Source organism: Pseudomonas sp. TE50-2 (assembly GCF_040813665.1).
In the GTDB taxonomy this organism is placed as follows: Bacteria; Pseudomonadota; Gammaproteobacteria; order Pseudomonadales; family Pseudomonadaceae; genus Aquipseudomonas; species Aquipseudomonas soli.
The window spans coordinates 3,038,657-3,063,737 of record NZ_JBFNXN010000001.1; the positions used below are offsets into that span (position 1 = coordinate 3,038,657).

At 63.5% G+C, this 25,081-nt stretch carries 27 protein-coding genes; 16 read left to right on the plus strand and 11 right to left on the minus strand.

Going from position 1 to position 25,081, the window contains the following annotated elements:
* Window positions 1–8: 8 nt before the first annotated feature.
* Entirely contained in the window at window positions 9–1,526 is a 1,518-nt protein-coding gene (betC, locus tag AAHK21_RS13790) for a choline-sulfatase (protein ID WP_367857519.1), read from the minus strand.
* A gap of 109 nt (window positions 1,527–1,635) precedes the next feature.
* Between betC and AAHK21_RS13795 the strand changes: the two genes are divergently transcribed.
* A complete protein-coding gene (locus AAHK21_RS13795) occupies window positions 1,636–2,532 on the plus strand; it encodes a LysR family transcriptional regulator (protein WP_367857520.1) in 897 nt (298 codons plus the stop codon).
* A gap of 51 nt (window positions 2,533–2,583) precedes the next feature.
* On the plus strand, window positions 2,584–2,916 hold the full coding sequence (locus AAHK21_RS13800; protein ID WP_367858991.1) for a DOPA 4,5-dioxygenase family protein: 333 nt from the start codon (window positions 2,584–2,586) through the stop codon (window positions 2,914–2,916).
* Between the two features lie 36 nt (window positions 2,917–2,952).
* Here the strand turns inward: AAHK21_RS13800 and AAHK21_RS13805 are convergent, their stop codons facing one another.
* From AAHK21_RS13805 to trpB, 3 genes are all read right to left on the minus strand, one after another.
* The gene (locus AAHK21_RS13805; RefSeq protein ID WP_367857521.1) at window positions 2,953–3,258 is read right to left on the minus strand and encodes a hypothetical protein; all 306 of its coding nucleotides are present in this window, start codon (window positions 3,256–3,258) and stop codon (window positions 2,953–2,955) included.
* A 127-nt stretch (window positions 3,259–3,385) separates the two neighbouring features.
* A complete protein-coding gene (gene trpA, locus AAHK21_RS13810; protein ID WP_367857522.1) occupies window positions 3,386–4,195 on the minus strand; it encodes a tryptophan synthase subunit alpha in 810 nt (269 codons plus the stop codon).
* Window positions 4,192–5,409, minus strand: a complete 1,218-nt coding sequence (gene trpB, locus AAHK21_RS13815) for a tryptophan synthase subunit beta (protein ID WP_367857523.1) — start codon at window positions 5,407–5,409, stop codon at window positions 4,192–4,194. Before trpB ends, trpA begins: the two co-directional genes overlap by 4 nt.
* 111 nt (window positions 5,410–5,520) lie before the next feature.
* Here trpB and AAHK21_RS13820 point away from each other — a divergent pair, with 111 nt between their 5' ends.
* Entirely contained in the window at window positions 5,521–6,417 is an 897-nt protein-coding gene (locus tag AAHK21_RS13820) for a LysR family transcriptional regulator (RefSeq protein WP_367857524.1), read from the plus strand.
* On the opposite strand, the gene AAHK21_RS13825 is transcribed toward AAHK21_RS13820, so the two are convergent.
* Complete coding sequence (locus AAHK21_RS13825; protein ID WP_367857525.1) at window positions 6,414–6,737, minus strand: YqjD family protein; 324 nt, start codon at window positions 6,735–6,737, stop codon at window positions 6,414–6,416. The two genes, AAHK21_RS13820 and AAHK21_RS13825, sit on opposite strands and share 4 nt — an antisense overlap.
* Before the next feature lie 150 nt (window positions 6,738–6,887).
* On the opposite strand from AAHK21_RS13825, the gene AAHK21_RS13830 reads away from it, so the two are divergent.
* Window positions 6,888–7,103: a dodecin gene (locus tag AAHK21_RS13830; protein WP_023632599.1), complete on the plus strand. Its 216-nt coding sequence runs from the start codon at window positions 6,888–6,890 to the stop codon at window positions 7,101–7,103.
* A gap of 102 nt (window positions 7,104–7,205) precedes the next feature.
* Window positions 7,206–7,427, plus strand: a complete 222-nt coding sequence (locus AAHK21_RS13835; protein ID WP_102682988.1) for a DUF1161 domain-containing protein — start codon at window positions 7,206–7,208, stop codon at window positions 7,425–7,427.
* 79 nt (window positions 7,428–7,506) lie between these two features.
* Here the strand turns inward: AAHK21_RS13835 and AAHK21_RS13840 are convergent, their stop codons facing one another.
* Window positions 7,507–8,511, minus strand: coding sequence for an LLM class flavin-dependent oxidoreductase (locus AAHK21_RS13840; RefSeq protein ID WP_367857526.1), 1,005 nt, complete (start codon window positions 8,509–8,511; stop codon window positions 7,507–7,509).
* 153 nt (window positions 8,512–8,664) lie between these two features.
* On the opposite strand from AAHK21_RS13840, the gene AAHK21_RS13845 reads away from it, so the two are divergent.
* Window positions 8,665–9,090, plus strand: coding sequence for an OsmC family protein (locus AAHK21_RS13845; protein ID WP_028688713.1), 426 nt, complete (start codon window positions 8,665–8,667; stop codon window positions 9,088–9,090).
* 75 nt (window positions 9,091–9,165) lie between these two features.
* On the plus strand, window positions 9,166–9,399 hold the full coding sequence (locus AAHK21_RS13850; protein WP_046853596.1) for a DUF1161 domain-containing protein: 234 nt from the start codon (window positions 9,166–9,168) through the stop codon (window positions 9,397–9,399).
* A gap of 39 nt (window positions 9,400–9,438) precedes the next feature.
* Here AAHK21_RS13850 and AAHK21_RS13855 read toward each other — a convergent pair whose 3' ends face one another.
* Both AAHK21_RS13855 and AAHK21_RS13860 read right to left on the minus strand, forming a co-directional pair.
* On the minus strand, window positions 9,439–9,852 hold the full coding sequence (locus tag AAHK21_RS13855; protein ID WP_367857527.1) for a hypothetical protein: 414 nt from the start codon (window positions 9,850–9,852) through the stop codon (window positions 9,439–9,441).
* Window positions 9,853–9,907: 55 nt separating this feature from the next.
* Window positions 9,908–10,321, minus strand: a complete 414-nt coding sequence (locus AAHK21_RS13860) for a hypothetical protein (protein ID WP_094010805.1) — start codon at window positions 10,319–10,321, stop codon at window positions 9,908–9,910.
* 88 nt (window positions 10,322–10,409) lie between these two features.
* On the opposite strand from AAHK21_RS13860, the gene AAHK21_RS13865 reads away from it, so the two are divergent.
* On the plus strand, window positions 10,410–11,528 hold the full coding sequence (locus AAHK21_RS13865; RefSeq protein ID WP_367858992.1) for an aminopeptidase: 1,119 nt from the start codon (window positions 10,410–10,412) through the stop codon (window positions 11,526–11,528).
* 7 nt (window positions 11,529–11,535) lie between these two features.
* Here AAHK21_RS13865 and AAHK21_RS13870 read toward each other — a convergent pair whose 3' ends face one another.
* On the minus strand, window positions 11,536–12,183 hold the full coding sequence (locus AAHK21_RS13870; protein ID WP_094011055.1) for an HAD family hydrolase: 648 nt from the start codon (window positions 12,181–12,183) through the stop codon (window positions 11,536–11,538).
* A 20-nt stretch (window positions 12,184–12,203) separates the two neighbouring features.
* Complete coding sequence (locus AAHK21_RS13875; RefSeq protein WP_367857528.1) at window positions 12,204–12,752, minus strand: gamma carbonic anhydrase family protein; 549 nt, start codon at window positions 12,750–12,752, stop codon at window positions 12,204–12,206.
* Window positions 12,753–12,818: 66 nt separating this feature from the next.
* On the opposite strand from AAHK21_RS13875, the gene prlC reads away from it, so the two are divergent.
* From prlC to AAHK21_RS13905, 6 genes are all read left to right on the plus strand, one after another.
* Entirely contained in the window at window positions 12,819–14,906 is a 2,088-nt protein-coding gene (gene prlC, locus AAHK21_RS13880; protein ID WP_367857529.1) for an oligopeptidase A, read from the plus strand.
* Window positions 14,903–15,184, plus strand: a complete 282-nt coding sequence (locus AAHK21_RS13885) for a YheV family putative zinc ribbon protein (RefSeq protein WP_046853600.1) — start codon at window positions 14,903–14,905, stop codon at window positions 15,182–15,184. The genes prlC and AAHK21_RS13885 overlap by 4 nt, the downstream gene beginning before the upstream one ends.
* 113 nt (window positions 15,185–15,297) lie before the next feature.
* Window positions 15,298–17,292, plus strand: a complete 1,995-nt coding sequence (locus AAHK21_RS13890; RefSeq protein ID WP_367857530.1) for a M3 family metallopeptidase — start codon at window positions 15,298–15,300, stop codon at window positions 17,290–17,292.
* A 15-nt stretch (window positions 17,293–17,307) separates the two neighbouring features.
* The gene (locus AAHK21_RS13895) at window positions 17,308–18,411 is read left to right on the plus strand and encodes a PA0069 family radical SAM protein (RefSeq protein ID WP_156177491.1); all 1,104 of its coding nucleotides are present in this window, start codon (window positions 17,308–17,310) and stop codon (window positions 18,409–18,411) included.
* A 304-nt stretch (window positions 18,412–18,715) separates the two neighbouring features.
* Window positions 18,716–19,435 (plus strand): carbonic anhydrase, encoded by a 720-nt coding sequence (locus tag AAHK21_RS13900; RefSeq protein WP_023628961.1) that lies wholly within the window; start codon window positions 18,716–18,718, stop codon window positions 19,433–19,435.
* A 191-nt stretch (window positions 19,436–19,626) separates the two neighbouring features.
* The gene (locus tag AAHK21_RS13905) at window positions 19,627–21,159 is read left to right on the plus strand and encodes a SulP family inorganic anion transporter (RefSeq protein ID WP_367857531.1); all 1,533 of its coding nucleotides are present in this window, start codon (window positions 19,627–19,629) and stop codon (window positions 21,157–21,159) included.
* A 131-nt stretch (window positions 21,160–21,290) separates the two neighbouring features.
* On the opposite strand, the gene AAHK21_RS13910 is transcribed toward AAHK21_RS13905, so the two are convergent.
* A complete protein-coding gene (locus AAHK21_RS13910; protein ID WP_102682998.1) occupies window positions 21,291–21,932 on the minus strand; it encodes a hypothetical protein in 642 nt (213 codons plus the stop codon).
* Window positions 21,933–22,313: 381 nt separating this feature from the next.
* Between AAHK21_RS13910 and coxB the strand changes: the two genes are divergently transcribed.
* Together coxB and ctaD are read left to right on the plus strand one after the other, a co-directional pair.
* The gene (gene coxB, locus AAHK21_RS13915; protein WP_367857532.1) at window positions 22,314–23,441 is read left to right on the plus strand and encodes a cytochrome c oxidase subunit II; all 1,128 of its coding nucleotides are present in this window, start codon (window positions 22,314–22,316) and stop codon (window positions 23,439–23,441) included.
* Between the two features lie 43 nt (window positions 23,442–23,484).
* The gene (gene ctaD / locus AAHK21_RS13920; RefSeq protein WP_023628965.1) at window positions 23,485–25,074 is read left to right on the plus strand and encodes a cytochrome c oxidase subunit I; all 1,590 of its coding nucleotides are present in this window, start codon (window positions 23,485–23,487) and stop codon (window positions 25,072–25,074) included.
* The last annotated feature ends 7 nt before the right edge of the window (window positions 25,075–25,081 follow it).

Genomic DNA, 25,081 nt, shown 5'->3' on the forward strand with positions numbered 1-25,081 from the left:
CTCTCTTCTCAATCCAGGGGTGCGGGCTGTGGATAACGTGCCTTGCGCTCGAGGTCGTCGAGATCGATATGGTTGCGCATGTACTGTTGGCTGGCGTCCACCAACGGTTGGTGGTCCCAGCTTTTCAGCTTGCCGATGGCCAGTGCCTCGGCCACCAGGCGGCGGCGCCGTTGGCTGGCCAGCACCTGCTGGCGCAGGGCCGGGATATCCCAGCGCTGCCTGGCTTCATCGGCAAATGCCTGCAGCAGCGCCTGGTGGTCCGGGCTGCCGGTGAGGTTCTCCCGCTCGTGCGGGTCGCGGCTCAGGTCGTAGAGTAGCCATGGGTCGTCTTCGCTGTACACGAACTTGTAGGGGCCACGGCGGATCATCATCAGCGGGCCGACCGTGCCTTCGGCCATGTACTCGCCTATTACCTCGTCATGCCCGCCCTGCCCTTGCAGGTGGCCGAGCAGCGAGCGGCCATCCAGGTGCAGGTGGTTATCCACAGCGCCGCCGGCCAGTTCGACCAGGGTCGGCAGCAGGTCGCAGGTGGACACGCTGGCGCCGATTCGCGCCGGTGCGAAGCGCTTGGGCGCATGGATCAACAGCGGCACCCGCGCCGCCATCTCGAACCAGTGCATCTTGTACCAGAGCCCGCGCTCGCCAAGCATGTCGCCGTGATCGCCCGAGAACACGATCAGGGTGTCGTCGGCCAGGCCGCACTCCTCGAGGGTTTGCAGAAGCTTGCCGATGTTGTCGTCGATGTAGCTGCAGGCGCCGAAGTAGGCGCGGCGGGCGTCGCGGATCTTGTCCACAGGCAGCGGCTTGTTCCACAGGTCGTAGACCTTGAGCAGGCGTTGCGAGTGCGCGTCCTGCTCGCCCTGAGCGATCTCGTCCCGCGGCAGTGGGATATCCACAGCCTCGTACATGTCCCAGTAGGGCTTGGGAATGGTGTAGGGGTCATGGGGGTGGGTCATGGAGACGGTCAGACAGAACGGCCGGCCGTCGTCCTCGCGCACATGGTCATAGAGGTACTGGCGCGCCTTGAACACCACCTCTTCGTCGAAATCCAACTGGTTGGTGCGCACGCAGGGCCCGGCCTGCAACACCGAGGACATGTTGTGGTACCAGCTCGGGCGCACCTCCGGTTCATCCCAGTTCACCGCCCAACCGTAGTCGGCCGGGTAGATATCGCTGGTCAGGCGCTCTTCGTAGCCGTGCAGTTGGTCCGGGCCGCAGAAGTGCATCTTGCCCGATAGCGCCGTGCGGTAGCCGAGGCGGCGCAGGTAGTGGGCGTAGGTGGGTACGTCGGCGGGGAAATCGGCAGCGTTGTCGTAGGCGCCGATACGGCTGGGCAACTGGCCGCTGACCAGGGTGAAGCGCGACGGTGCACACAGAGGGCTGTTGCAGTAGGCACTGTCGAACACCACGGCCTGTTCGGCGAGGCGGGCCAGGTGGGGCATCTTGATCGGCGACGGGGTGTAGATCGGCAGCAAGGGCGCGGCCATCTGATCGGCCATGATGAACAGGATGTTGGGTCGCTTCATGGGTGCCTTCCATCGTCGAGGGTTATGGGTGCCACTTGCAATCCAGCATGCGGCTGTGGATAACAGGGGTAAAGCCCATGCCGGGCAATGACTGGGATTAGCCAAGCTTATGTTTGAGCACCTTGCCGACCTGCCCCTCGACACCTTGCGCGTGTTCGAGGTCGCCGCCCGCCTGCGCAGCTTCACCGCTGCCGCCGTGGAGCTGGGCACCACCCAGCCGGCGGTCAGCCAGCAGATGAAGCGCCTGGAGGCGCAGCTGGGCACGCGGTTGTTCGACCGGATCTACCGGGGCATCGAGCTGACCGAGGCGGGGTTGCTGTTGTTCGAGCAGGTGCATCAGGGCTTGCAGGCGATGGACGATGGCGTTGCCCAAGCCAGTGGGCGCGGCCAGCGCGAGGTGCTGCAGGTGGCTACCGACTTCGCCTTTGCGGCGTTCTGGCTGATGCCGCGCTTGCAGCGTTTCCACGAGGCTTATCCACAGGTGGACGTGAGCCTGGTGACCGGCGAGCGCAGCCAGGCGATGCTGCGCCCGGACATTGATGTGGCGGTGCTGTTCGGCGATGGGCGCTTCCATCAGGGCGAGAGTCGCTGGCTGTTCGACGAGGAAGTTTTCCCGGTGTGCAGCCCTCGGCTGATTCATGGCAAACCCTTGTCAGCCGTGGCTTTGCAACGATTGCCATTGCTGCATCTGAAGGGTGAGCAGGCCAGTCGCTGGTTCGATTGGGCGGGGGTTTTCCGTGGTCTTGGTGTGGACAGCCCTCCTCCGTCCGGTCAGCTGCGGTTCGACAACTACACTCTGCTGATTCAGGCCGCGATTGCCGGCCAGGGCGTGGCGATCGGCTGGGCGCACCTGGTGGATGGGCTGGTCGAGCAGGGGCTGCTGTGCAGGCCGCTGGAAGGCAGTTTGCGCTCGAAGCGGGGGTATTACGTGGTGCTGCCGCCACGCAAGCGCCGCGGAGCGTTGATCGAGCGGTTTGTGGATTGGCTGGAGCAGGAGCGCCTGTAATGAGATGGCGTAGACTTCAACATGTTCGCATTACTGCAATCAGGAGCCACCGTGCAAAGGATCAAGGGCTATCACGCCCACGTGTACTACGACGCATCGACCATGGAACAGGCCCGTGAACTATGCGAGGAGGCGACGCGGCTGTTCCCCGTGACCATGGGCCGCATGCACCAGAAACCGGTCGGGCCGCACCCAGACTGGAGCTGCCAGCTGGCGTTCGGACCGGAGGTGGTGGGGGTGGTGCTGCCGTGGCTGGCGCTGTATCGCAAGGGGCTGGTGGTGTTCCTGCATCCGGAAACCGGGGATGAACTGGCGGATCACCGCGATCATGCGATCTGGATGGGGGCCATCAGGCCGTTGGATCTGTCGATCTTTGACAAGTGAAAGGGCAGCAGCTCAGTGCTGCTGCCCACCGCGCCATCATTTCTTCTGTGAAAGGCTCAGTCCACCGCCTTTGGCATCTGTGTAGCGGCAGATGACAGAAGTCTCAGTGGTTTTCGAGTCCGAGAGTTTCAGTGTGGCAAGGTCTACTTCTTTAGTGCCTTTGTCGTCGGCATTCGGCGCGAAGCCTTTCCAGTTACCACTTGCAACAGAATAGACGTAACCGTCCAAACCATCTTCCGATCCGGCAACTTCCTTGAGGCTCTTTGTTTCTGGGCAAGTGGCGGCGAAGGCGTTGCCCACCATGAAAAGGCCAAGCAGTGCAGCGATTCCGATCTTACGCATGACAGCTATTCCTTCAGCAGATTTGGAAGCCCATCATGAAATTCGTCGGTGGTTTACGCTACTGGCAAAAATACTAGGTAAGGGCAAAAAAGGAGCGGGTTGCCCGCTCCTTCTGCCGCGAGATGATTCAAGTCCTTGCGGCGCGCACACCTTCAGCCAGTGCTGAGCACAGGCTCAGCACATCAGCCACGGCCTGCTCGGCACTCTTGGCCTGGGCGATCTTGTCGACCAGCGCCGAGCCCACCACCACGCCATCGGCCAGGCGGGCGATAGCCGCAGCCTGCTCCGGCGTACGAATGCCGAAACCAACGCTGATCGGCAGGTCGGTATGCCGACGCAGGCGCGCAATGGCCTCGGTCACATGCTCGGTGGTCGCCGAGCCCGCACCGGTCACCCCTGCCACCGACACGTAGTAGACGAACCCGGAGCTGCGCTCCAGCACGCGCGGCAGGCGCGCGTCGTCGGTGGTCGGGGTGGTCAGGCGGATGAAGTCGATACCGGCGGCCTGAGCCGGGGTGGCCAGCTCGGCGTCATGCTCGGGCGGCAGGTCGACGATGATCAGGCCATCGACGCCGGCTTGCTTGGCTTCGGCGACGAACTGCTCCACGCCGAAGCGATGGATCGGGTTGTAGTAACCCATCAGCACGATCGGGGTGGTTTGGTTATCCACACGGAATTCACGCACCATCTGCAAGGTCTTGGCCAGGGTCTGGCCGGCTTCCAGGGCGCGCAGGGTGGCGAGCTGGATCGCCACGCCATCGGCCATCGGGTCGGTGAACGGCATGCCCAGCTCGATCACGTCGGCACCGGCGGCCGGCAGGCCCTTGAGGATTTGCAGCGAGGCATCGTAGCCGGGGTCGCCTGCGGTAACGAAGGTGACCAGTGCCGAGCGGCCTTCGGCCTTGAGATCGGCGAAGCGTTGTTCGAGACGGCTCATGCCTGTTTCTCCTGGGCGGCCATGTGGTTCATCACGGTTTGCATGTCCTTGTCGCCGCGACCGGACAGGCAGATCACCATCAAGTGGTCCTTGGGCAGCGTCGGCGCGCGCTTGATCGCCTCGGCCAGGGCGTGGGAGCTTTCCAGCGCCGGGATGATGCCTTCCAGGCGGCAGCTGATGTGGAAGGCGTCCAGCGCTTCGTCGTCGGTGATGCTGACGTATTCCACGCGCTTCACTTCATGCAGGTAGGCGTGCTCCGGGCCGATGCCGGGGTAGTCCAGGCCTGCGGAAATCGAGTGGGCGTCGGTGATCTGGCCGTCGTCGTCCTGCAGCAGGTAGGTGCGGTTGCCGTGCAGCACGCCTGGTACGCCGCCGTTCAGGCTGGCCGCGTGCTTGTCGGTGTGCACGCCGTGGCCGCCGGCCTCGACGCCGATGATCTTGACGCTCGGCTCTTCGAGGAACTCGTGGAACAGGCCCATGGCGTTGGAGCCGCCGCCGACGCAGGCAATCAGGCTGTCGGGCAGGCGCCCTTCCTTCTCGTGCAGCTGGGCGCGGGTCTCTTTGCCGATGATCGACTGGAAGTCGCGGACCATCGCCGGGTACGGGTGGGGACCTGCCACGGTGCCGATCAGGTAGAAGGTGTCGTCGACGTTGGTGACCCAGTCGCGCAGGGCCTCGTTCATGGCGTCCTTGAGCGTGCCGGTGCCAGCGGTGACCGGGACGATCTCGGCGCCCAGCAGCTTCATGCGGAACACGTTGGCCTGCTGGCGCTCGATGTCGGTGGCGCCCATGTAGATCACGCAGGGCAGGCCGAAGCGCGCGGCGACGGTGGCCGTAGCCACACCGTGCATGCCGGCGCCGGTCTCGGCAATCAGGCGTTTCTTGCCCATGCGCTTGGCCAGCAGCACCTGGCCGATGCAGTTGTTCACCTTGTGCGCGCCGGTGTGGTTGAGTTCTTCACGCTTGAAGAAGATCTTGGCGCCGCCGCAGTGCTCGGTCAGGCGCTCGGCGAAGTACAGCGGGTTGGGCCGGCCAATGTAGTCGCGCTGGAAGTAGGCCAGCTCTTCGAGGAACTTGGGGTCGGCCTTGGCGGCTTCGTATTCGCGGGCAAGGTCGAGTACCAGCGGCATCAGGGTTTCGGCCACGTAGCGGCCGCCGAACGAGCCGAACAGGCCGTTGGCGTCGGGGCCGGGGCGGTATTGGGTCTGGGTCATGGGGCGCTCCGTAGGCGAAGTAGAGATTCGATGGGCTTTACTCTAACCACGACGTGGCCGGCTGAAAACCGATAAGATTGCGCAAACCTGTCAGGAAAACTCACAAGTAAGATGGCTCAGGACCTTCCTCCCCTCAATGCGTTGCGGGCGTTCGAGGCGACAGCCCGGCTGAACAGTGTCAGCCAGGCAGCAGAAGCGCTTCATGTCACCCATGGCGCGGTCAGCCGGCAGATCAAGGTGCTTGAGGAGCATCTGGGGGTAGCCTTGTTCGTCAAGGACGGGCGCGGCGTCAAACTCACAGATGCCGGTGTGCGTCTGCGCGATGCCAGCTTCGAGGCCTTCGACCGGCTGCGCGGTGTCTGCGCCGAGCTTTCCCGCGATGCCGACGAAGCGCCGTTCGTGCTCGGTTGCTCCGGCAGCTTGCTGGCGCGTTGGTTCATCCCCCGCCTGGGGCGCCTGAAAGCCGACCTGCCGGAGCTGCGCCTGCACCTGTCAGCGGGCGAAGGTGACCTTGATCCGCGACGCCCGGGGCTGGACGCACTGCTGGTCTACGCAGAGCCGCCGTGGCCTGCGGACATGCGGGTACACGTGCTCGCCGAGGAGCGCATCGGCCCGGTGATGAGCCCGCGCTTTGACGCCTTCGATCGTTTGAAAGCCTTGCCAGCCGTGGCTTTGCAGCATGTTGCCGTACTCCATACGACCTCGCGGCCGCAGGCTTGGCCTACCTGGGCGCGACGGCATGGGCTGGCGCCCGAGGCGCTGAGCTACGGGCAAGCCTTCGAGCATCTCTACTACTTGCTGGAAGCAGCAGTGGCCGGGCTGGGTGTGGCCATTGCCCCGCAACCGCTGGTGGCGGACGACCTGAAAGCCGGGCGGCTGGCCGCGCCCTGGGGCTTCTCCCCGACCAATGCGGCACTGGCCTTGTGGGTACCCCGGCGCGCCGCGGACGGGCGCGCCGAGCAACTGGCGCAATGGCTGCGCCAGGAGCTGCAGCGACAGACGGGTTAGTTGCGGCGGCACATCAGGTAGGCGGCCAGCAGGCCCAGGGCGCCCACCGCGACACCTGCGGTAGTCCAGGGGTGTTCCTGGGCATAGTCGCGGGTGGCTACGCTGGTTTCGCGGGTGCGGGTCTTCACTTCCTCGTAGGCATCGCTGAGCAGGCTGCGTGAGTGCTTGAGGGCGCTTTCGGCGTTGCCGCGCAGCGTCTTCATGGTCTTCTGCGTTTCTTCCGACGCATCGTGCTTGAGGCCTTCCAGAGTCTTGAGGAGGCTTTCGATCTCGGCTTCCATGCTTTCCAGTGAGGTTTTGCGCAACGCATTGCGTGCCATGTCGACTCTCCTTGCTGAGTGGGGATGTACAGGTTGCGACTGCGCAGCTGGGTGAAAGTGCGATCGAACTTTCCCCTGCGGCGATCGCTCGCAGGTAAACCGGGCCTGTGCTGCTAGGCTCAAGCCACTACCCACTCAAGGAGAGCGCTCATGTCGGATCATCACACCTACAAGAAGATCGAGCTGGTCGGGTCTTCGCCCACCAGCATCGAAGAAGCGATCAACAATGCCCTGGCCGAGGCCGGCAAGAGCATCAAGCACCTTGAATGGTTCGAAGTGATCGATACCCGCGGGCATATCCGTGACAACAAGGCCGCGCATTTCCAGGTGACGCTGAAGGTTGGGTTCCGCATCGCCAACAGCTGAAACCAAGCTGGGCTAGGCTTGCCCGGCGTGTTGGGGTATCAAGGTTGCAGGGCGCGTGCTTCGCGCCCTTTTTGTCTTTGATCTGTACAAGGAAAGCGATCGATGAAGAAATTGATTCTGGCCGTGGGGCTGATGGTGTTGGCTGGCGGCGCGATGGCGGCGGGCAAGCCGTGCGAGGAACTCAAGGCTGAGATTGCGGCGAAGCTGGATGCCAAGGGTGTGAAGGGCTACAAGCTTACGATCGCACCCAAAGGTGATCCTGCCGACAAGGTGGTGGGTACCTGTGAGGGCGGTACCAAGGTCATCGCCTATAGCCGCGATTAGTAGCTGTACCGCGGGGCAAGGCCGTTACCCACAAAGGCTCTGCTAGTCCTGTGGGAGTGGGCCTGCCCCGCGATTGATATCACTCGGCCTTGAGCGCCTGCGCCATCAGCTCATAGGACTTGATCCGGTCGGCATGCTCATACAGGTCACTGGTGAAAATCAGCTCGTCCGCCCCTGTCTGCTCCAGCAACACCTCGACCTTCGCCCGCACCTTCTGCGGGCTGCCGATCATCGCCAGGCCCAGGAAGCTGCTCACCGCATCACGTTCATGGGGCAGCCAAAGGCCATTCATGCTCTCGACCGGCGGACGCTGCATCAGGCTCTGGCCACGGATCAGCGCGAGGATGCGCTGGTACACCGAGGTGGCCAGGTATTCGGCCTTTTCGTCGGTTTCCGCCACCACCATCGGAATGCCCAGCATCACGTAAGGCTTGTCCAGCGTCGTCGACGGTTTGAAATGGTCGCGATAGATGCGGATCGCCTCGTGCATGTAGCGCGGCGCGAAATGCGAAGCAAAGGCGTAGGGCATGCCGCGCATGCCGGCGAGCTGGGCGCTGAACAGGCTGGAGCCGAGCAGCCACATGGGCACCTCGGTGTCGTGGCCGGGCACGGCGATGACCTTCTGGTCGTCGGTGCGCGGGCCCAGGTAGCGTGACAGCTCCTCGACATCGTCCGGAAAGTCGTCGGCGCTGCCGGAGCGCTCGCGGCGCAAGGCGCGGGCGGTCATCTGGTCGGAACCTGGGGCGCGGCCCAGGCCCAGGTCGATGCGGCCTGGGTACAGGCTGGCGAGAGTGCCGAACTGTTCGGCGATCACCAGCGGTGCGTGGTTGGGCAGCATCACTCCGCCAGAGCCGATGCGGATGGTCGAGGTACCCCCGGCGAGGTAACCGATCAGCACGGCGGTGGCCGAGCTGGCGATACCGTCCATGTTGTGGTGTTCGGCGACCCAGAAGCGGTTGTAGCCGAACCGCTCGACGTGTTGCGCCAGGTCCAGCGAATTGCGCAGCGATTGCGCCGGGCTGCCGTCGGCGCGCACGGGCACCAGGTCGAGGGTGGAAATCTTCAGGTCTCGCAGGTGCGTCATTGGAGCCTCCGCTACAGGTGGTTGGCCATGGGCCTTCTGGACTCTGTATGGGCACATTCGCTGGATTCAATGCCTTCTTGCAGATTGATCTGAACTTGGCGTGGGCCTGGTCCTCAGAACCTTAGACACCCCAACCCTGTGACAGGAGGCAGCATGAAGAAGACAGCATCGGCGGTCTGGCAAGGTGGCCTGAAGGATGGCAAGGGCCAGATCTCCACTGAAAGCGGCGCGCTCAAGCAAGCGCCCTACGGTTTCAACACCCGTTTCGAAGGCACGCCCGGGACCAACCCGGAGGAGCTGATCGGCGCTGCCCATGCCGGTTGCTTCTCCATGGCGTTGTCGATGATGTTGGGCGAGGCGGGATTCACGCCTGAACGGATCGACACTCACGCCGAGGTAAGCCTGGACAAGCAGGCTGATGGCTTTGCCATCACCGCCGTTCACCTGACCCTCAAGGCCACCGTGCCTGGGGCCAGCGAGGCGCAGTTCCAGGAGATCGCCAACAAGGCCAAGGCTGGCTGCCCGGTGTCCAAGGTGCTGAACGCAACTATCAGCCTTGATGCCACGCTGCTTTCCTAGGAGGCGCAACGGCGGCGGTTTCCTGTAGTCTAACCAGCGTTGGCAGCTCGTCTGCCCTGCCTCAGGAGCCGTTCCATGATCCGCGTAGCATTTGGTGTGCTGGCTTCCCTGCTGGCCACCGCCGCACTGGCCGCGCCCAAGCCGTGCGAGGAATTGAAGGCCGAGATCGAAGCGAAGATCCAGGCGAACAAGGTTTCCTCCTACACGCTGGAGATCGTGCCCAATGCCGAGGTCAGTGACCCCAACATGATCGTTGGCAGCTGCGATGGCGGCACGAAGAAGATCATCTACCAGAAGAATGATCGGTAAGGCTCGACAGTCGGGGCTGCGCAGCAGCCCCACCATCGATCAAGGAATACAGGTGACGTTGCTCGGTTCGTTCACCACCACCTTGCGGTTGGCGTCGTACAACAGCACCTGCGGCTGCATGGCCGGAGCCCGGGCCTCCAGGCGGTAACGCTCGCCTGCCTTGAAATCGTTGTAGCGCACGGTCAGGTAGCAGGTCCGCTCGGTCGGGTCGGTACTGAAGCCACCGGCGTAGATCTCGTAGTCGAAACGCACCACCAGTTCATGCCGGCCCGGCGTCACCTGAAAGTAGCGGCCATCGTCCAGGCGCTTGCCGTCCAGGCGGTCGGCCATGAGGGTGCGACCGGGGGTGATGGTATACATGTCGATCCAGGCCTTGCCGGGGTCGGCGGGGGGCAAGGGGCTGGCGCAAGCCCCCAAAGCACTGAGGGCCATCAGCATCATGGGCTGGCGCATGGTGAAACTCCCGCTCGCGGTTCACAGGCTACAAGCATAGCGCCGTTCGCGGTGTTCAGGTGCGCTGGCAGCCTGCCGGTTCGCCCTGGCCGATCAGCTTCTGGCGCTGGTCGTAGAGTTTGATCCACGGCCGGAAGCCGATGCTGCCGGCTTGCATCTGGTAGCGCTGGCCGGCAGTGAAGTCCTTGAAGGTGAGGTTGAGCTGGCAGTCGCGCCACAGCGGCTGCTCCACCGGGCCGATGTTGCTGGGCGTCACGGCGAACTGATAGCGCACGGTCAGTTCATGGTTGCCGGGTTGGACCTCGAAGTAGCGGCTGTCGGCCCAGTCGCGTTCATCCACTTGCAGGGCGTGCAGCGAATCGTTGTCACCCGGTGCCAGGTCTACCCAGGCCTGATTCGGGTCCGGGTCGGGCAAGGTGGAACACCCGGACAACAGCACGAGCGTGCCGACGGCAAACAGTGTACGCATGGCAAAGCTTCCCCTTGGCGAGATAGTCTTGGTCGCATTCGGCCGACGAGCGAGATAGACAGCCTCGATGTTTGGACTTTTTCTTTTCATGCGCTGCAGCCGTCGGGCTCTCGACCGCGTTTTCACCCGGTTTGTTCCCGTGACGCTGGCTGTCCTGCTGAGCGGTTGCTCCAGCGTGGGCTATTACGGTCAGCTGGCCGAGGGGCAATGGCAGCTGTTGCGGGCACGCCAGCCGCTGGATCGGGTGATTGCAGACCCGGGCACCAGCCCGGCTTTGCGTCAGCGCCTGCTGTTCGCCGAAAAAGCCCGGGCCTTTGCCAGCGCGCAACTGAAGTTGCCGGACAACGGCAGTTATCGGGTGTATGCCGATCTCGGCCGGCCATACGTGGTGTGGAACGTGTTCGCCACCCCAGAGCTGTCATTGCAGCCGGTGACCCATTGTTTCCCCATTGCTGGATGCGTGGCCTATCGCGGCTACTACCGCCAGGGTGCCGCCCGCGGAGCGGCGGCGCTGATGCGCCAGGAGGGGCTGGATGTCTATGTCGGGGGCGTGGAGGCCTACTCCACCCTGGGCTGGTTCGACGACCCGATTCTTTCGACCATGGTCGGTTGGGGCGAGGAGCGCCTGGCTACGGTGATTTTCCATGAGTTGGCGCATCAACGCTTTTACGTACAGGACGATACCGAGTTCAACGAATCGTTCGCGTCGTTCGTCGAGCAGGAAGGCACCCGGCAATGGCGCGCGGCGCGCGGGATGGAGGCAATCGAGGATGGCGGCGTGGCGCAGCGCGAGCAATTTACCCGCTTGGTGCTGGCCAGCCGCGAGCGACTGCAAGCGATCTATGCGGGACCCTTGGATGAGGCAGGCAAGCGTGCGGCCAAGCAGGCTGAGTTCGAGCGGTTGCGACGGGAATACCGGGAGGTGCGGGATCGGGATTGGGCGGGGGATCGGCGTTTCGATGCCTGGATGTACGGGCCGATGAACAATGCGAAGTTGTTGCCGTTTGGCCTGTATGACCAGTGGGTGCCGGCTTTTTCGCAGTTGTTCAAAGAGGTTGGTGGGGATTGGCTGCGGTTTTATGAGCGGGTGGAGGCGCTTGGGAGGTTGCCGATCGAGCAGCGCAAATTGGCGTTGGCAGCGCTGGCCTCATCGCGGGGCAAGCCCGCTGCCACGACAGCGCGTGGGGGCGGGCCTGATCCGCGATAAAGCGGGATCAGCGCACGAATGCCTGGTGCAACTCGGCCAGCGTCTCGAAGTGGAACGCCGGCGCCTCGGCCTCGAGTTCTTCCCGGCTGCCGAATCCATAGCCCACCGCGACTGCTTGCAAACCGTTGCTGCGCGCACCGATCAGGTCATGCTTGCGATCCCCGATCATCAAGGTCTGCGTCGGATCCAGCCCCTCCTCGTCCAGCAGGTGGCGAATCAGCTCGACCTTGTTGGTCCGCGTGCCATCGAGCTCGCTGCCGTAGATCACCTTGAAGTGATGGTCGAAGGCGAAATGCCGGGCGATTTCGCGGGCGAACTCCCAGGGTTTGGAGGTGGCGATGTACAGGGTGCGGCCCTGGCCATTGAGCGCTTGCAGCAACTCGGGCACGCCGTCGAACACCAGGTTTTCGTACAGCCCGGTTACCTTGAAGCGCTCACGGTAAAAGTTCACCGCGTCCCAGGCCTTGGCCTCGTCAAAGGCATAGAACTGCATGAACGCCTGCAGCAAGGGCGGGCCGATGAAGTGCTCGAGGCGGGTAAGGTCCGGCTCGTCGATGCCCAGCTTGGCCAGCGCGTACTGGATCGAGCGGGTGATGCCCAGGCGCGGGTCGGTCAGGGTGCCGTCGAGGTCGAAGAGGATGTTCTGCTGGTGCATGGTGTTCTCTGCAGTCGAATTCATTCCGAGAGGTCGTAGCCTTCGGCCAGGTGCTGGTCCTTGAGCTTGACGTAGTTGCCGGCGCTGTAGGGGAAGAACGCGTGTTCCTGCTCGCTCAGCAGGCGCACCTGCTTCACCGGGCTGCCCATGTACAGGTAGCCGCTGACCAGGCGCTTGCCGGGTGGCACCAGGCTGCCGGCGCCGATGATCACTTCGTCCTCGACGATGGCGCCGTCCATGATGGTGCTGCCCATGCCGACCAGGATGCGATTGCCCAGGGTACAGCCATGCAGCATGACTTTGTGACCGATGGTCACCTCGTCGCCTATGATCAGTGGGTAGCCATCGGGGTTGAAGGGCCCGGCGTGGGTGATGTGCAGCACGCTGCCGTCCTGCACGCTGGTGCGCGCGCCAATACGGATCCGGTGCATGTCGCCGCGTACTACGGTCAACGGCCAGATCGAGCTGTCCTCGCCGATCTCGACGTCGCCGATGACCACCGCCGAACGGTCGACGAAGGCCCGTGGTCCCACTTTCGGCGTGTGTTCCCGAAACGTGCGGATGGCCATGATAGTGTTCCTCTGCAATGCCGATAGGCAGGCTGCCTGCTGCGGTCGGCGTCGATTGTAATTAAGATGGTCCCGTGTTTCTCCTGCCAAGGTACCCGAACCGTGAGTGCGAACAACCCGCTGCTGCAGTCCCATGATCTGCCGCCCTTCTCGGCGATCCGCGCCGAGCATGTGCTGCCGGCGATCGAGCAGATCCTCGCCGACAACCGCAAGGCCATCGCCGAGATCCTCGAAAAGCAGGGCAAGATCCCGACCTGGGCCGGCCTGGTGCTGGCGATGGACGAACTCAACGACCGCCTGGGCGCCGCCTGGAGCCCGGTCAGCCACCTCAACGCGGTGTGCAACAGCCAGGAACTGCGCGAGGCCTACGAGTCGTGCCTGCCGGCCCTGAGCGCCTATTCCACCGAGCTGGGCCAGAACCGTGCCCTGTTCGAAGCTTATGAAGCCCTGGCCGCCAGCCCTGAAGCCGCCAGCTTCGACGTGGCGCAGAAGACCATCATCGACCACGCCCTGCGCGATTTCCGCCTGTCGGGCATCGACTTGCCGGCCGACAAGCAGCAGCGCTATGCCGAGGTGCAGAGCAAGCTCAGCGAGCTGGGCAGCCGCTTCTCCAACCAACTGCTCGACGCCACCCAGGCCTGGACCAAGCACGTCACCGACGAAGCCGCGCTGGCCGGCCTGACCGACTCGGCCAAGGTGCAGATGGCCGCCGCAGCGCAGGCCAAGGGCCTGGACGGCTGGCTGATCACCCTGGAGTTCCCCAGCTACTACGCAGTGATGACCTACGCCAGCGACCGCGCCCTGCGCGAAGAGCTGTATGCCGCCTACTGCACCCGTGCCTCCGACCAGGGCCCGAATGCCGGCCAGTTCGACAACGGCCCGGTGATGGAAGAGATCCTCGACCTGCGCCAGGAACTGGCCGGGCTGCTGGGTTACAAGAACTTCGCCGAACTGAGCCTGGCCACCAAGATGGCCGAATCCAGCGACCAGGTGCTGAGTTTCCTGCGCGACCTGGCCAAGCGTTCCAAGCCATTCGCCGCCCAGGACCTGGAGCAGCTCAAGGCCTATGCCGCCGAGCAAGGCACCCCCGAGCTGGCCAGCTGGGACGCCGGGTACTTCGGCGAGAAGCTGCGCGAGCAGCGCTACAGCGTGTCCCAGGAAGCGCTGCGCGCCTACTTCCCGATCGACAAGGTGCTGTCCGGCCTGTTCGTCATCGTGCAACGCCTGTACGGCATCGAGATCAACGAACTCAAGGGCTTCGACAGCTGGCACCCGGACGTGCGCCTGTTCGAGATCAAGGAAAACGGCCAGCACGTCGGCCGCTTCTTCTTCGACCTCTATGCCCGCGCCAACAAACGTGGCGGTGCCTGGATGGACGGCGCCCGCGACCATCGCCGCACCGCCAATGGCAGCTTGCAGAGCCCGGTGGCCAACCTGGTGTGCAACTTCACCCCGGCCACGCCCGGCAAACCCGCGCTGCTTACCCACGACGAAGTCACCACCCTGTTCCACGAGTTCGGGCACGGCCTGCACCACTTGCTGACCCGCATCGAGCATGCCGGCGTGTCCGGCATCAACGGCGTGGCCTGGGATGCGGTGGAGCTGCCGAGCCAGTTCATGGAGAACTGGTGCTGGGAGCCCGAGGGCCTGGCGCTGATCTCCGGCCACTACGAGACCGGTGAGGCATTGCCCCAGGACCTGCTGGACAAGATGCTCGCGGCGAAGAACTTCCAGTCCGGCATGATGATGGTGCGCCAGCTGGAGTTCTCGCTGTTCGACTTCGAGCTGCACGCCACCCATGGCGACGGCCGCAGCGTGCTGCAGGTGCTCGAGGGCGTGCGTGACGAGGTCTCGGTGATGCGTCCACCGGCCTATAATCGCTTCCCCAACAGCTTCGCGCACATCTTCGCCGGCGGTTATGCGGCGGGTTACTACAGCTACAAGTGGGCTGAAGTGCTGTCGGCCGACGCCTTCTCGCGCTTTGAGGAAGAAGGTGTGCTCAACGCCGAGACCGGCCGCGCCTTCCGCGAAGCCATCCTGGCCCGTGGCGGTTCCCGAGAGCCGATGGTGCTGTTCGTCGACTTCCGTGGCCGCGAGCCTTCCATCGATGCATTGTTGCGCCACAGCGGCCTCACCGAGGACGCGGCGGCATGAGTGAGGTAGCCGTGAGCAAGAGCAAGCGACGCTTCATTGCCGGGGCGGTTTGCCCGGCATGCAGCGAGATGGACAAGCTGATGATGTGGAACGAGGACGGCGTGCCGCACCGTGAGTGCGTGGCCTGCGGGTTCACTGACACCCTGAACGAACAAGGCCTGTCGGTACCCAGCGAGCTCGGCACCCGGGTCAACCACCTGGCGCCGAAAGCGCCGCCGGCCAAGGTGCAGACCGTGCAGTTCTTCCCCAATCCGAAGCTGAAGAAGCCTTCGGAATAACGACCTTTCGGGCGCCCTCGGGACGCTCTTTGGGCTCAGAGTAGATATTGCTGCCTGTCCCGCTTGGGTGGGTCACTAAGGTGTAGGTCCCTTGACCCGCACCGAGGTGCACGATGACCCACCCATTCGTTTTTCTTCCTGGCGGGCTGCTTGATTACGCGTCGTTGCGGCCCGAGCAGCTCGAACCGGCTGTTCGCCAGATTCATGATGCCAATCTGACAGCGCTTGAACGGATCGTTGCCGATCAGGCGCATGTTCCTGGATGGAATGACCTGGTCCTGGCAATCGAGCGGCTCGACCAGCGGCTGGAGGACACTTTTCACTCACTGGTCCCCCTCGCTTACGAGGGCGGGGATTGGGCCGATGCGGTGAGTGCCTGCCATGGTTTGCTCGGCGACTGGAAGCGGCGTAAACATGAATGCCCGGGGCTGTTGCAGGCCTATCAACGCATCGACGAGGCGACACTCGACACTGAGCAACGTGTGGTGCTGTCGAGGCTTCTCAGGGACTTTCGCCTGGGTGGCTTTCAGCTGGGGGGCGCTGAACGGGCCCAATTGCGCGCGACCGAAGCTGCCATTAGCGGGCTCGAACGGCAGTTCATGAGCAATCTGAGAGGCGCTCGAAGTGCCGGGGCACGTTTGTTGACCGATGAATCGCAATTGAGTGGTCTTGACCGACCGCAACGGCGACGCCTGCGTGACAACGCCCAGGAAGAGGAGCTGGATGGCTGGCTGATCGACCTGGGGGAAACGACCGTCGAGGCGATTCTCGAATCGGCTGATGATCGCTCGCTGCGTGCCTGGGTCTACCGTGCTTCCCGGTCGCTGGCGACGGACCCTGACCACGACAATGCCCAGGTAATGCAAGCGCTGTTGCGTTTGCGACACGAGCGGGCCCAACTGCTGGGCTTGGCCAACGCTGCCGAGGTCGGGCTCGAGCTGAAAGCCGCTCGTACCACAAGCGAGGTCGAAACATTCATCGACGGTCTGATCGAAGAGAACCGTCCCAGGCTGCAAGCTGACCTAAAGGAACTGCAGGAGCGGGCTGACCAGTTGGGTATGGGGACGCTTGAGCCTTGGGATATCGCTTATCTGACCAGGCAGCTCAGGGACGATGCTGTCGCCGGGTTGCAACTGCGTGATCGGTTCCCACTCGATACAGCCCTGACCGCTTTGCGCGAGCTGCACGAGCGATTGTTCGATATCCGCATGGTGCCGCGTGCCGTCGCGGTCTGGCACGCAGATGTGCAAGTGCTGGAGGTATGCGAGCAGGGTAGCGTGCTGGGGTACATCTACCTCGACCTTCACGCGCGTCCTGGCAAAGTGTCCTGGCCGTACTGCTACCCCATGCGTCAGCGCCATGTCGATGCCGACGGTGCGCTGACTTTGCCAACCACACTGCTGTCCTGCTCCTTCGCACACGGCCCCGATGGATCTACGTCGCGCCTTGGCCACAGCGATTTGTGCAAGCTTCATCATGAATTCGGCCATGCGCTGCACCAGATTCTCGTGACCCATCGTCATCGTCGCCTCAATCGCACCCTGCCGGCGATGCTCGGCCCGGACAGCTGCGAGTTCGTTGGCATCCTGTTCGAGCAATGGTGCTGGTCCGCACCTGCTCTGCAAGGCGTCACTGCCCTCATGGCGGATACTGCCCCGGTTCCCCTGGAAGCCTTGCGGCGCTGGCTGGCGAGCCGGCGGCGGCTACGGGGTGTGGCCGAGGCCGAGAAGTTGCGGCGTGCCTGGTTCGACTTCATTGCGCACCGTGATGGGGATGCACGTCTCGACCTGCAAGACCTGGCCCGCCAGGCCAGCCATCTGGTCGGGCTTCCTGCGGCATTCGCGCAGGAGCGCTTCGCCGAGTCATTCGATTACCTGGTGACGGGCTATGAGGCCGGGTACTACAGCTACAAATGGGCGCAGGCGCATGCCATCGATGCGTTCACCCGTTTCGAGGAACAAGGTGTCGACCAGCGGGAGGTCGCGCGGATCATGCGGCGGGAACTCATGACCAAAATTGCTTTGCGCGGGCTTTCCGCTTCATTCAGCGCATTCGTCGGCAGGGGGCTTTCCCTGGCGGCCTACCGTGACTGGCATCAGCCTGCCTGACGGTACTGGTTATCGATGACGACTCATTGTACTGTACAAAAATACAGTAAATGGGTTGTCGTCATGTCTACTTCTCCCATCCGCGGCCGCGGCACCGCCAGCAACCCGCACAACCGTTTCGCCCCGAGTCGTGCGGTGGCCGAGGATGACGGGTGGTACCAGGAGGTGCCGATAACCCAGGGCACCGAGGTACGGATCGAGGTGGCGAAGACCATCATCGCGCGCAACACTTCACCCGACCTGCCTTTCGACCGCTCGATCAACCCCTATCGCGGTTGCGAGCATGGCTGCATCTACTGTTACGCCCGTCCCAGCCACGCCTACTGGGACCTCTCCCCCGGCCTGGACTTCGAAACCAAGCTGATCGCCAAGACCAACGCCGCCGAGGTGCTCGAGCAGCAACTGAGCAAGCCCGGCTATGTCTGCGCGCCGATCAACCTGGGGTCCAACACCGACCCTTATCAGCCCATCGAGCGCGAACAACAGCTGACCCGGCGCCTGCTCGAAGTTCTGCTGCGCTACCGCCACCCAGTGACCATCGTCACCAAGGGCTCGCTGGTGCTGCGCGACCTTGACCTGCTGAGCGAGCTGGCCAGCCAGCGCCTGGCGCGGGTGATGATCAGCCTCACCACCCTGGACGATGAGCTCAAGCGCACCCTCGAGCCACGTGCGGCCGCTCCAAAGGCGCGCCTGCGCGCTATTCGCGTGCTGCGTGAGGCCGGTGTTCCGGTGGGCGTGCTGTGCTCGCCGATGATCCCGATGATCAATGACAGCGAACTGGAGCACCTGCTGGAGGCGGCGAAGGAGGCCGGCGCGCAGAGCGCGGCGTACATGATGCTGCGCTTGCCGCTGGAGGTGGCACCGTTGTTCGAGCAGTGGCTGCACGATCACTACCCGCAGCGGGCCACGCATGTGCTGAGCCTGATTCGTCAGAGCCGTGGCGGCGAACTGTACGACAGCCGCTTCGGTGCGCGGATGCGCGGTGAAGGGGTATTCGCTGACTTGCTGGCGCAGCGCTTTCGCAAGGCGGCCAGGCGGCTGGGGTTCGAAGGGCGGGAGGAGTTGGCGCTTGATTGCAGCGCCTTCTGTCCTCCCGGTGCACAGATGGCACTGTTCTAGCCGGCGGCTCGTTCAATCGGGAAGTCGAGTTCTATCAGTACAACTAAAGCAACCCAACAATTTCACTCATGAAGCTTGGCATCTGATGCTTTTTTGCTATTATCCAGTTCTCCCCTCTCCTATCCAGAACGCCCGTTCTAGAGCCTGCGCAATTAAGTTTCAGTTAAGTTTCCTACGCTAGCGTGAGTCATGAGTCAGCGGTGACTGTGATTATTTACCCGTGCGCGTCATCTAAATCCCCGCGTCACCCTGATCTTTCCCCGGTAACATGGAATTCACTTTCAAACCGTCCAGAGGATGAATCATGCCCGTCAAGGACCCATCCAAGGTTGTCCCGGCCGCACCCGCCGAAAGCGCCGATGCCGCCCTCAAGCATATCGTCGACGGCTTCCTGCGGTTCCACACCGAAGTCTTCCCCGAGCAGCAAGAGCTGTTCAAGAAACTGGCCACCGCGCAGAAGCCGCGGGCCATGTTCATCACCTGCGCCGATTCGCGCATCGTCCCTGAGCTGATCACCCAAAGTTCGCCGGGCGACCTGTTCGTCACCCGTAACGTCGGTAACGTCGTGCCGCCGTACGGGCAGATGAATGGCGGTGTGTCGAGCGCCATCGAGTACGCGGTGCTGGCCTTGGGCGTGCACCACATCATCGTCTGCGGTCACTCCGACTGCGGTGCCATGCGTGCGGTGCTCAATCCGCAATCGCTGGCCAAGATGCCGACCGTCTCCGCCTGGCTGCGCCATGCCGAAGTGGCGCGGACCGTGATCGAAGACAACTGCTCCTGCGGCAGCGAGCACGAAAGCATGCAGCTGCTGACCAAGGAAAACGTCATCGCCCAGCTGCACCACCTGCGCACCCATCCTTCGGTCGCCTCGCGCCTGGCGGCCGGCCAGTTGCACATCCATGGCTGGATCTACGACATCGAAACCAGCCAGATCGAAGCCTACGATGCCGCCAGCGACCGCTTCCTGCCGCTGACCGCGGGTGAGTCGATCCCTTCTGCCACACCGAGAGGCCGCTACTAAGCGACCCCAACACGCTGAACAAGCCTTGATTGCCGGCTGCACCCGATGGGTGCGGCGCGGCCTTCGCCTGCCTTGAATCTTCCTGAATGCCGTGCCGGCGGACCTGCTGGCGGCCCACGCCTGCGCGTCGTTCAGGCTTCCCCGTGCTAGCGGCCAGCGGAATGGCCGTGAATCTAGAAAGGAGCTACATGGTGAACATGACACAGATAAAGGCGGCCCTGCCGCGTGAGTTGCTGGCTTCGGTGGTGGTCTTCCTGGTGGCCCTGCCCTTGTGCATGGGCATCGCCATCGCCTCGGGCATGCCGCCCGCAAAGGGGCTGATCACCGGGATCATCGGTGGCATCGTCGTGGGTTTTCTCGCCGGTTCGCCGTTGCAGGTCAGCGGCCCGGCGGCGGGCCTGGCGGTGCTGGTGTTCGAGCTGGTGCGCCAGCATGGCGTGGCCATGCTCGGGCCTATCCTGCTGCTTGCCGGCCTGCTGCAACTGCTGGCCGGGCGCTTGCGCCTGGGCTGCTGGTTCCGGGTCACCGCGCCGGCGGTGGTGTACGGCATGCTTGCCGGGATCGGCGTGCTGATCGTGTTGTCCCAGGTGCACGTGATGTTCGACACGGCGCCCCAGCCATCGGGCGTGGACAACCTGCTGGGCTTCCCGGCGACGCTGGCCTCGGCCCTGCCGCTGGAAAGCGCAGGTGCCGGTTGGCAGGCCGGCGCGTTGGGCCTGGGCACCATTGCCATCATGTGGGGTTGGGAACGTTTACGTCCGCAACGCCTGCGCTTCATTCCCGGTGCCTTGCTCGGTGTGGCGGCAATGACCGCTGTCAGCTTGTGGCTGGCACTGCCGGTCAACCGCGTGCAGGTACCTGCGGACCTGTCCGAGGCCATTGACTGGCTGCGCCCCGACGACCTGCTCAAGCTGGCCGACCCGACCCTGCTGGTGGCGGCCTTCGCCCTGGCCTTCATCGCCAGCGCCGAGACCTTGTTGTCCGCGGCGGCAGTCGATCGCATGCACAGTGGCCAGCGCTCGGATTTCGACCGAGAGCTGTCGGCGCAGGGTATCGGCAACATGCTCTGCGGCGTGCTCGGCGCATTGCCGATGACCGGTGTGATCGTACGCAGCTCGGCCAATGTCCAGGCCGGTGCGCAGACCCGCGCCTCGGCGATCCTGCATGGCCTGTGGTTGTTGGCGTTCGTCGTGGCGCTGAGCAGTGTGCTGCAGCAGATCCCGGTGGCCAGCCTGGCCGGGGTGCTGGTCTATACCGGCGTGAAACTGGTGGACTTCAAGGCATTCCGTGGTCTTGGCCGCTACGGGCGGATGCCGATGTTCACCTATGCGGCGACGGCCCTGGCGATCATCTTTACCGACTTGCTGACCGGCGTGCTGCTGGGCTTTGCCCTGACCCTGCTGAAGCTGGCGTTGAAGGCGGCGCGGTTGAAGATCAACCTGGTGGCGCTGGACAAGCCGGGGCACATGGAGCTGCGCCTTGGCGGTGCGGCCACCTTCCTCAAGGTGCCGGCGCTGACCCAGGTGCTCGATACCGTGCCTGAGGGGACAACACTACACGTGCCCCTCGGCAACCTGAGCTATATCGACCATTCCTGCCTGGAACTGCTGGAGGACTGGGGCCGCAGCGGTGCGGCCAAGGGCTCGCGGCTGGTGCTGGAGCAGCGGCGTCTGAAGCGGCGGGTCGAGGGACGGTTGCGGACTACGGCGGGGGTTGGCGTCTAAGAGGGCCGCCTAGCGGCCCATCGCCGGCAAGCCGGCTCCCACAATGACGGCGCCGGTATCAAATCCTGCGTTGTACTTGTGGGAGCCGGCTTGCCGGCGATGAGGCCAGTCGAAACACTCTAGATTCAAGCTCAGGCCGACTGGCTCAACTCCACGCCCAGCTGGCGCGACAGGCATGGCCAGCGTTTCCAGGCCTCTCCGGTTTCCGGGTTCGACAGCTTGTCGCGATAGCGCTCCACTGACTCCACGGCGAAGCTCTCGTCATCAAGCATCTCGTCCACCGAGTGATGCACCACTTCATCCAACTGGTTGGCGAAGGTCTCGCCGATCAGCTGGTGGGCGATCAGGTTGGCGACCGTGGTATCCACCGGAATCAGCGGTTGCTGGAAATGGCGGATATACAGGTCGTTGACCTCCTCGACCAGGCGATGCGCCAGGTAGGCCTCGTCCAACAGGCAATCCAGCCCGACCTGCCCGGCCATCACGCTCGGTGGCTGCAGGAAATAGGCCTCGGCAATCTTCAGCACCGGCTTGATCTGCGATTCGATGCCGGCCTCGAGGGCCACGGTGTGCGCGGCTTCGAGCAGTTCTGGAACCTCGTTGATATAGGCGCCGACGAAGCGGGCCAAAGTACCCTGGGCGTCCTGCTGGGGTAGGTGGATCGAAGGGTGCAGGTGTGGCAGTTGCTTCTCGAGACGGTTTTTCAGTTGGCCTGTGCGGCTCTCATGTTGATGGGCGTTTTCGATCTGCTCGCGTACAGCAGCGATGTTCATGACAACTCCAGGGACAAGGCGTTACAAACGGAAGACACTAAGTTAGCTTGCTTACGAGAATCGCTAAGACGCATTTGTTATATCTCTTAGGCACGTGTAGGAAATTGGCTATATCAATGTGCCATTATTGTGTCCCGACCCAGTATCCATGCGCCTTTCAGCGCAAACGTTTGGTTGCGTGAAGATCATTTCGATCCCTGCGTTGCGCCCCATTCGTCGGTGTCTATACTCCGCTTGAAACGTGATTCGTTGATGAGGCCCGACTGCCTTAAGCAGGGGGCTCGGTCGTCGAAGCCAGGCAGTCTTGGCCACCGTTCCCCCCTTTGTCGTAGCAGGTCGTCCACGCCTCCGGGACTACAAGAACGATAAGGGGAACCCGCAATGATGCGACATCCACATGTCTGGATGGGCCTGTTGCTGTGGTCATTGTTTGGTCAGGCACAGGCAGCATGGACGGTGAACATGGCGCCCGGGGCGACGGAAGTCTCCCACGCAGTGTTCGACCTGCACATGACCATCTTCTGGATCTGCGTGATCATCGGCATCGTGGTGTTCGGCGCGATGTTCTGGTCGATGGTCGTCCACCGCCGTTCCACCGGGCAGCAGGCCGCGCACTTCCACGAGCACACCTGGGTCGAGATCCTCTGGACCGTCGTGCCCTTCCTGATCCTCGTGGCCATGGCCATCCCGGCCACCAAGACCCTGATCGACATCTACGACGCCAGCGACTCGGACATCGACATCCAGGTCACCGGTTACCAGTGGAAGTGGCACTACAAGTACCTGGGCCAGGACGTCGAGTTCTTCAGCAACCTGGCCACCCCCGCCGAGCAGATCCACAACAATTCACCGAAGGACGAGCACTACCTGCTCGAAGTCGACCAGCCGCTGGTGCTGCCGGTGGGCGCCAAGGTGCGCTTCCTGGTGACCGCCGCCGACGTCATCCATTCCTGGTGGGTGCCGGCCTTCGCGGTCAAGCGTGATGCCATCCCCGGCTTCGTCAACGAGGCCTGGACCCGGGTCGAGAAGCCCGGGATCTACCGTGGCCAGTGCACCGAACTGTGCGGCAAGGACCACGGCTTCATGCCGGTGGTGGTCGAGGTGAAATCCAAGGCCGACTACGACACCTGGCTGGGCGAGCGCAAGGCCGAGGCGGCCAAGCTCAAGGAACTGACCAGCAAGGAATGGACCCTCGAAGAGCTGGTGGCACGTGGCGACAAGGTCTACCACACCACCTGCGTGGCCTGTCACCAGGCCGAGGGCCAGGGGTTGCCGCCGATGTTCCCTGCCCTCAAGGGCTCGAAAATCGCCACCGGGCCCAAGGACGCGCACCTGGGCATCGTCTTCCACGGCAAGCCGGGCACCGCCATGGCGGCATTCGGCAAGCAGCTTTCGGAAGTCGATATCGCCGCGGTGGTCACCTACGAGCGCAACGCCTGGGGCAACAACAAGGGCGACATGGTCACGCCGAAGGACGTGCTGGCGCTCAAGCAGGCCGAAGCGCAATGAGCCGGGCTACCCGCGGCAGTCAGTGGATTGCAGGAGACAGGACATGAGTGCAGTGATCGACGACCACGCCCACGGTCATGAACATGCCCACGGCCCGGCCAAGGGCCTGATGCGCTGGGTGCTGACCACCAACCACAAGGACATCGGCACGATGTACCTGTGGTTCGCCTTCACCATGTTCCTGCTCGGCGGCTCGTTCGCCATGGTGATCCGCGCCGAGCTGTTCCAGCCCGGCCTGCAGATCGTGGAGCCTGCGTTCTTCAACCAGATGACCACCATGCACGGGCTGATCATGGTGTTCGGCGCGGTGATGCCGGCCTTCGTCGGCCTGGCCAACTGGATGATCCCGCTGATGATCGGCGCGCCGGACATGGCCCTGCCGCGGATGAACAACTTCAGCTTCTGGCTACTGCCGGCGGCGTTCCTGCTGCTGGTCTCGACCCTGTTCAGCCCCGGTGGCGGGCCGAACTTCGGCTGGACCTTCTATGCCCCGCTGTCGACCACCTACGCCCCGGCCAGCGTGACCTTCTTCATCTTCGCCATCCACTTGATGGGCATCAGCTCGATCATGGGCGCGATCAACGTGATCGCCACCATCCTCAACCTGCGCGCCCCCGGCATGACCTTGATGAAAATGCCGCTGTTCGTCTGGACCTGGCTGATCACCGCGTTCCTGCTGATTGCGGTGATGCCGGTACTGGCCGGCGTGGTGACCATGATGCTGATGGACATCCATTTCGGCACCAGCTTCTTCAGCGCCGCCGGCGGCGGTGACCCGGTGTTGTTCCAGCATGTGTTCTGGTTCTTCGGTCACCCCGAGGTGTACATCATGATCCTGCCGGCCTTCGGCGCGGTCAGCTCGATCATCCCGGCGTTTTCGCGCAAGCCGCTGTTCGGCTACACCTCGATGGTCTACGCCACCGGGGCGATCGCCTTCCTGTCGTTCATCGTCTGGGCCCACCACATGTTCGTGGTCGGCATCCCGGTGGTGGGCGAGCTGTTCTTCATGTACGCCACCATGCTGATCGCCGTGCCCACCGGGGTGAAGGTGTTCAACTGGGTCAGCACCATGTGGGAAGGCTCGCTGACCTTCGAGACGCCGATGCTGTTCGCCATCGCCTTCGTCATCCTGTTCACCATCGGCGGCTTCTCCGGGCTGATGCTGGCCATCGCGCCCGCGGACTTCCAGTACCACGACACCTACTTCGTGGTGGCGCACTTCCACTACGTGCTGGTGCCCGGGGCGATCTTCGGCATCTTTGCCTCGGCCTACTACTGGCTGCCGAAATGGACCGGGCACATGTACGACGAAACCTTGGGCAAGCTGCACTTCTGGCTGTCGTTCGTCGGCATGAACCTGGCCTTCTTCCCCATGCACTTCGTCGGTCTGGCCGGCATGCCCCGGCGCATCCCCGACTACAACCTGCAGTTCGCCGACTTCAACATGGTCTCGTCGATCGGCGCCTTCATGTTCGGCGCCACGCAGATCTTCTTCCTGTTCATCGTCATCAAGTGCATTCGCGGTGGCGCGCCGGCACCGGCCAAACCCTGGGACGGCGCCGAGGGGCTGGAGTGGTCGATCCCTTCACCAGCGCCTTATCACACCTTCCAGACACCGCCGGAAGTGAAGTAGGAGCCCG

Coding starts and splice junctions, on each gene's coding strand:
- AAHK21_RS13820 (WP_367857524.1), top strand. CDS start 5,521: ATGGCTCAGGACCTTCCTCCCCTCAATGCGTTGCGGGCGTTCGAGGCG.
- betC (WP_367857519.1), bottom strand. CDS start 1,526: ATGAAGCGACCCAACATCCTGTTCATCATGGCCGATCAGATGGCCGCG.
- AAHK21_RS13890 (WP_367857530.1), top strand. CDS start 15,298: ATGACCCACCCATTCGTTTTTCTTCCTGGCGGGCTGCTTGATTACGCG.
- AAHK21_RS13910 (WP_102682998.1), bottom strand. CDS start 21,932: ATGAACATCGCTGCTGTACGCGAGCAGATCGAAAACGCCCATCAACAT.
- AAHK21_RS13865 (WP_367858992.1), top strand. CDS start 10,410: ATGCGCTGCAGCCGTCGGGCTCTCGACCGCGTTTTCACCCGGTTTGTT.
- AAHK21_RS13840 (WP_367857526.1), bottom strand. CDS start 8,511: ATGACGCACCTGCGAGACCTGAAGATTTCCACCCTCGACCTGGTGCCC.
- AAHK21_RS13855 (WP_367857527.1), bottom strand. CDS start 9,852: ATGCGCCAGCCCATGATGCTGATGGCCCTCAGTGCTTTGGGGGCTTGC.
- trpA (WP_367857522.1), bottom strand. CDS start 4,195: ATGAGCCGTCTCGAACAACGCTTCGCCGATCTCAAGGCCGAAGGCCGC.
- AAHK21_RS13860 (WP_094010805.1), bottom strand. CDS start 10,321: ATGCGTACACTGTTTGCCGTCGGCACGCTCGTGCTGTTGTCCGGGTGT.
- AAHK21_RS13830 (WP_023632599.1), top strand. CDS start 6,888: ATGTCGGATCATCACACCTACAAGAAGATCGAGCTGGTCGGGTCTTCG.
- AAHK21_RS13835 (WP_102682988.1), top strand. CDS start 7,206: ATGAAGAAATTGATTCTGGCCGTGGGGCTGATGGTGTTGGCTGGCGGC.
- trpB (WP_367857523.1), bottom strand. CDS start 5,409: ATGACCCAGACCCAATACCGCCCCGGCCCCGACGCCAACGGCCTGTTC.
- prlC (WP_367857529.1), top strand. CDS start 12,819: ATGGTCCCGTGTTTCTCCTGCCAAGGTACCCGAACCGTGAGTGCGAAC.
- AAHK21_RS13805 (WP_367857521.1), bottom strand. CDS start 3,258: ATGCGTAAGATCGGAATCGCTGCACTGCTTGGCCTTTTCATGGTGGGC.
- AAHK21_RS13825 (WP_367857525.1), bottom strand. CDS start 6,737: ATGGCACGCAATGCGTTGCGCAAAACCTCACTGGAAAGCATGGAAGCC.
- coxB (WP_367857532.1), top strand. CDS start 22,314: ATGATGCGACATCCACATGTCTGGATGGGCCTGTTGCTGTGGTCATTG.
- AAHK21_RS13845 (WP_028688713.1), top strand. CDS start 8,665: ATGAAGAAGACAGCATCGGCGGTCTGGCAAGGTGGCCTGAAGGATGGC.
- AAHK21_RS13875 (WP_367857528.1), bottom strand. CDS start 12,752: ATGGCCATCCGCACGTTTCGGGAACACACGCCGAAAGTGGGACCACGG.
- AAHK21_RS13795 (WP_367857520.1), top strand. CDS start 1,636: ATGTTTGAGCACCTTGCCGACCTGCCCCTCGACACCTTGCGCGTGTTC.
- ctaD (WP_023628965.1), top strand. CDS start 23,485: ATGAGTGCAGTGATCGACGACCACGCCCACGGTCATGAACATGCCCAC.
- AAHK21_RS13900 (WP_023628961.1), top strand. CDS start 18,716: ATGCCCGTCAAGGACCCATCCAAGGTTGTCCCGGCCGCACCCGCCGAA.
- AAHK21_RS13870 (WP_094011055.1), bottom strand. CDS start 12,183: ATGCACCAGCAGAACATCCTCTTCGACCTCGACGGCACCCTGACCGAC.
- AAHK21_RS13885 (WP_046853600.1), top strand. CDS start 14,903: ATGAGTGAGGTAGCCGTGAGCAAGAGCAAGCGACGCTTCATTGCCGGG.
- AAHK21_RS13895 (WP_156177491.1), top strand. CDS start 17,308: ATGACGACTCATTGTACTGTACAAAAATACAGTAAATGGGTTGTCGTC.
- AAHK21_RS13850 (WP_046853596.1), top strand. CDS start 9,166: ATGATCCGCGTAGCATTTGGTGTGCTGGCTTCCCTGCTGGCCACCGCC.